Annotated in this window: 3 protein-coding genes; all 3 read right to left on the bottom strand. The window is 41.5% G+C overall.

Translation table 11 applies throughout. From position 1 onward, the window contains the following. Positions 1-48: 48 nt before the first annotated feature. The 3 genes from P5683_RS22245 to pheT all read right to left on the bottom strand — a co-directional run bounded on the left by P5683_RS22245 (position 49) and on the right by pheT (position 5,383). Positions 49-2,376 (bottom strand): hypothetical protein, encoded by a 2,328-nt coding sequence (locus tag P5683_RS22245; RefSeq protein WP_315641055.1) that lies wholly within the window; start codon positions 2,374-2,376, stop codon positions 49-51. 110 nt (positions 2,377-2,486) lie between these two features. After that, entirely contained in the window at positions 2,487-2,756 is a 270-nt protein-coding gene (locus tag P5683_RS22240; protein WP_006620252.1) for a YciI family protein, read from the bottom strand. Between the two features lie 173 nt (positions 2,757-2,929). Next, positions 2,930-5,383 (bottom strand): phenylalanine--tRNA ligase subunit beta, encoded by a 2,454-nt coding sequence (pheT, locus tag P5683_RS22235; protein WP_006669777.1) that lies wholly within the window; start codon positions 5,381-5,383, stop codon positions 2,930-2,932. Positions 5,384-5,757: the final 374 nt, after the last annotated feature.

Here is a 5,757-nt window from a genome sequence, read left to right as displayed (position 1 = left end):
ACCATGGATTCCGTTCTCAAAGCTGCGTCCTAACCACCTTGACTAATGCTATAAATTGCGAGAGAGATAATTTTCCGAAAAGGTTTTTAATAACTGTACGACAATTTGATTCTCTGACTGCTTCCTAATTCCGATCGCTTCACCGAATACAGTAGAAATCCGGTCTTGGCGATCGCCTTTGAATAAACCATCACTTTCAACACTAGAAACCACAATTAAAGCCAATTTATCCAGGGAGAAACTGGGACGATTAGCAGATTGATCTAGGATAAACTTGCGCGGTAATACCGAATATAACGAACCCAAAGCATTTCCCTTGGTAAAACTTTGGGTCAGATTTTTAATCCGCAACCCTTGAGAATTGGCGCGATATTTATTATTCAATAAATGACTAATTACTTTCGATAAATTAGCCATAAACTTCTCTGATTCAAAAGGTTTATTTTCGCTACCTTCATGAAGTCGAAAAATTGGTAAAAATACCAGTCCCCAACCTTCCAGAATTATCAGCAAAATGATATAAATCAGCAGAGACATGGTAAACCGATAAATAAAACTCTGTACCGAAGAATTATCATGCTCCTTATTTAAGGATTCTTTATTGTAGTGAAAAATAATTCCTGGAATATTGCTAAAAATTTGTTCTGTTTGTTGGCTATTTGGGTTACTTTTAGGAAGGAAGAAAACCGGAAGACATTTTTGAATTTTATCAATCCCATGATAATTGATGGTAAATTGCTGATTTTCTGATGTCTGATAATAGCGGATATCTTCGATTTTCAGATTACCCGGAAGTTGACAAAATATTCCCGTGTCGGGACTAGAATCGCCAATAGTAATGTACTGAAGACACTCTTTGGTATTGCTTTCTACTAGATGATTAAAAAACAAACCATTGCTAATTTTATCAATATCTGATTCTAATATACCCTTATATATGCCAATTTTAATAGGAAAATTTTGGGGTTCTAAAATAGTGGATTGTTTAAGACAATGATGAAGTAGCGATTTGAGTCTATTAATTTTTTTTAATACTTTATATTTGTAAAATCCTTTAATGACACGCTGCAAAAAATTAGACTTTTTATCTTCATCTGTACCCTGAAAAATTGGCAAAAAATAGGTCTCAAAACTCTCGCGAACATTATAAGTTAGTTCCGATTGTGGATCATAATCTTCTTGGTCAGGATTACTGTGAGTCGCAAATGCAAAATAGTAGACAAAAGCTAATTTCAAGACCTTTTGATAATACAGAGATTCCTGATAAAATTCTGGTTTTTTTGCTTCGGCTTTATCAGGATTAATCGTATCAAGATGATAGTCAAATGCTGGTTTACCTCCCCTAGCTTGAACCGGGTTGTTAAATTTAAGTTTTAAGCCAAAAGTAAAGGTTCTCTCGCTTCCGTCTGGACTGGTGGTTTCCCCTAAACTCTCGCTAATTATCGGAATAATGGGGAGAGAGTCAAACACCTCTGACCGGGAAAACCAATCCCGATAATTAATGGTTTCTCCACCATAACTAACTCGATAATCTCCATCCTGTTTGTCATGGTCATAAATATAAGCCACCATATCTTTTAGTCGCCGAATTAAATCCTGTAAATAAACTAAATCGGGATTATTATTAGTGGCTAAATTGGCGGCTAAATATTCTAAATAGCAGATTTTAGCGTGTTTTTTGAGTTTCCCTAGGGATTCGCTATCGACTACTTTCTGTAATTTATAAAAATCAGAAGATTTATCATTAGTTAAATTATCTAGGATTTCCAGAGTATCTTCTACATCCTCGCTGGATTCTTGGTCCAGTTTTTCCTCAATATAGTTACGGAGTCCCTGTTTTAAATCTTGGGTAAATTGATTGATGTTTCTTACGGAAATTGTCAGTTTATGAAACTTGAGGATAGAATGACTACCCACATTCTCATTAACCCGTGTTTCTAACTCTGAAGTTTTGACGTTTTGGATAGCAGGAAAATTATAATATAAATCGAATTTCTGATTGTTGATTTGCTGTAAAGTTCGGATAAAGCTATGAGTTAAAGAGTTGATATCTGGGTGATTATTATCTCTGGCTAATTCCTGTAACTTGTCTTTTAATAAATCCCGAATTTGTCTGATTTGTTGGTTAAATATATTTTGAGTATTACTATTAAAATTAACTGTGGCTGATTTGATGATACCCTTGGAACTAATGGGGTTAGCAATATTTTGTTTAATTAGTTGCTCAGTAATAGTCTCTAGGTCGATAATCAGATGATTTTTATTTTTGGAAATTTTGAATGGTTGTTGTTGGGTAATTTGCTGGATAATTTTATTTAATATATCGCTGTAGTCTACGGGTTCTAAGTTGCTGTCAGCTATTCCTAAAATGTTCATGTTGACTCCTGATGATAAATAATAGTAGCGATCGCCTTAGTAATTATCGGGGTGATTAAATAGGTGATGACTGAGGCTTGCCTTCACCTATATTGATGTGTGATAATAGACTAGAATGCTTGAATCCACTCTTTCACGTTGTACTCAGTCCAGATCCCATTTTTCCAGTAGGGGTCAGCTTCCACCAAGCCGCGAACGATCGCCTCTGATTCAGCCTCATAAATCCCCAAAACCTGAGTTAGATCTTTGGTGGGTCCAATAGTAATTAAAACCCCCGATTCTTTTTGTTCCTTTAAACCCTGTAAATGTTCTGGTCGGTAGGGTTCCCGTTTCGCCAAAACGTCTTCACAGTAGCTACCCAACATGATATATTTTGCCATAACCTTCTCAATGTCGTCAACTAATCACCACCATAGATATTATCACATTATACCAGAGCCATGGTAATAGGTGTCTATGTGATTTTGAGGAAATTCTCAGAAGTGGGTGGTTATCGACAAGAGGAGTCAACCTCCCCCCAAGAAGGGAAGGAGGGGGGATAAAGGGAGACTAACTAACTTCTCAAACTGACCTGAAACTCCTTAACCAAAGCATCCCTAATTTTTTGCTGTAAGGGTTCTATGTCCTCATCAGTAAGGGTGCGATCGCCAACCCGATAAACCAAACGAAAAGCCAAACTTCGCTGATTTTCGGGAACATTTTTGCCACGGTATTCGTCGAATAAATCCACCGATTCCAGGATTTTACCACCATTTTTAATCATGGTTTTTTGCAAATCAGCCACCGACACCGAATCCGCCACAAAAAAGGCCAGGTCGCGGTCACTAGCGGGGAAAGTAGAATAGGACTGAAAAGGTCGCTTTAAGTAATCCTTAGCCGTAATAGCAGCCGTGAGTACCGGGAGACGAAACTCGAATAAATAGACAGCTTCAGGAAGTTCTTTTTCCCGTTGAATTTGGGGGTGTAGTTGACCAAAAATTCCCAGCCGATCGCCATTTAACCATAACGTAGCCGTCCGTCCAGGATGAAGCATTTTTACATCAGATTCTTGGCGATATTCCACAGACAAAGACAACCGCTCCCACACGGATTCTAACACACCTTTAGCCTCAAACCAACTCATGGGATTATCCTTGCCACTGTTGACCCAACGACCCTGAGACGGGTCGCCACCAATCACCCCAGCGATCGCATCTTCTTCCTGGTAAACTTCTCCATCACGCCGAAAAATCCGGCCAATTTCCAACCCATTTAACGGACCGTTACCATTTTCCAGGTTAAACACAAAAGCATCAATTAACCCAGATAACATCTCAGTTCGTAAAGCCGAATACTCCACGAACAGAGGATTAGCAATTACCACCTGATTATCCCCTTGTTGTTTAACTAGGGAATAGTGCATCAACTCAGTCAAACCAGCAGCGCGAAAAGCCGATCGCAAGTCTCTTTTAGCCGCTTCTTCTGGTGGTAAATAACCGGGGACACTCTGAGTCGGAAGAGTATCAGAAAAGCGGTCATATCCATATAATCGCGCCACCTCTTCAATCAGGTCAATTTCCCTTTCTAAGTCCCGTTGACGATAGGGGGGAACTGTCACCGTCCAGACTACCGATTCCCCCTCTTGGCGGCTAGTACCACATCCCAAAGCAGTTAAAATACTTTCAACCTCTGGGGGTTGTAAATAGGACTCCACCTCCGTATCTTCTCCCCGCTTGAGGGGTCCTAAAATAGCATTAAGGCGATCGAGACTCAGGGAAACTTCCTGAGTCATCCGCATTTGGGTAGCACCGCTGGCGGATTTCTGAACCGTAGCAGTTCCCCCAGCTAGTTCCGAGATTAATAATATAGCACGACGGCAAGCCAGAGCCAGTTCAGCTTGATTTATGCCGCGTTCATAACGGGTAGACGATTCCGTGCGGATACCCTGAACACGCGCCGATCGCCTAATAGCCACCGGAGAAAACACCGCCGCCTCTAGGATTAAATTAGTCGTCCCCTCGTGAACTTCCGTATCCTCGCCTCCCATAACCCCCGCTAAAGCAACCGGTTGATCATTAGCGGTAATCACCAGATTTTGGTCTTGTAGCTGGCGGGTTTGACCATCAAGAGTTTTGAGAGACTCAGAAGCCTTAGCAAAACGCACCCCGATAGTCAGGTTTTGAGATCCAGTCAGGTTAGTGAGCCGATCGCGATCGAAAGCGTGGAGAGGCTGCCCCCATTCTAGTAAAATGTAGTTGGTGACATCGACGACATTGTTAATGGGACGAATTCCCGCCGCCTGTAGCCGTCGTTTTAGCCAATCAGGAGAGGGGGCAATTTTTACATTGGCGATCGCACCTCCGATATAGGTAGGACAGGCTTGGGATTCCATAATGTCAATTTCCAACCCACCTGCTGGGTCTTGGTCGCCAATTAATACCCCCGCCGCGTCAGGAATTTTCAAACTCCCGCCAGTCAAAGCCGCCACTTCTCTAGCAATTCCTACCATACTCAACCCGTCCGCGCGATTAGCGGTAGCTGTGACATCCAGGATCACGTCATCGAGTCCGATTAGGGGTCGGACATCACTTCCCAGCACAGGGTTGTCTAAATCAAAGTTATGGATACCTGGTGATTCTTTTTCTAAACCCAATTCTGATAGGGAACAAATCATTCCCATAGAGGGGACACCCCGCAGCTTAGTTTTTTTTAGCTTCAGGTCAATGGCGGGGAGATAAGTCCCAATGGTCGCTACAGCCACAATCATATCTGCTGCTGCATTAGGGGCCCCACAAACGATATTTAGGCGATCGCTTTGTCCTATGTCTACCTGACAGACTCGCAGTTTATCCGCATTAGGGTGGGGTGCAATTTCCGCGATTTTCCCTAATACCACACCATCGGCCCAAGTGCGGCGATCTTCGATATCTTCTACTTCAAATCCCGCTACCGTCAGGGTTTCCGCTAATTGTTCGGGACTGATACTGATGTCTACCAGTTCTCGTAACCAGTTTAATGAGATCCGCATATCACTTCAATTTTTTTGTCCGATTCTCCATTCTAAGGAGTCAACTAGCCTAGTGGCGAAACTTTTTTCTGGGGACCTGTTAGCCGATGATGGTAGCAATTACTGGATTTTGGGGTTGCGATCGTTGATAATAGTCGTTAATTCCCCTGATTACAGGTTCCCATAGAAAGTTAGGCAATAATGGGTATACATAGAGATAGAGCAGACCCACCATGTTAATTGTCTTAGAATGGTAGTCTTAGAATGGTAGTTAGGTCTACAGAGTGAGGAGATCGACTATTATTCCTGAAATATCCAAGATCAAATCCTTTGACCTGCTGTTAAGAGCATGATTTAATCTCAAATTAGGTTAACATTTTAGGGCAATACGGTAT

Source organism: Limnospira sp. PMC 1279.21, assembly GCF_032349615.1.
Lineage (GTDB): Bacteria > Cyanobacteriota > Cyanobacteriia > Cyanobacteriales > Microcoleaceae > Limnospira > Limnospira fusiformis.
The sequence above is the reverse complement of the archived record's forward strand: the minus strand, read 5'-3'. Positions and strand labels throughout refer to the sequence as shown.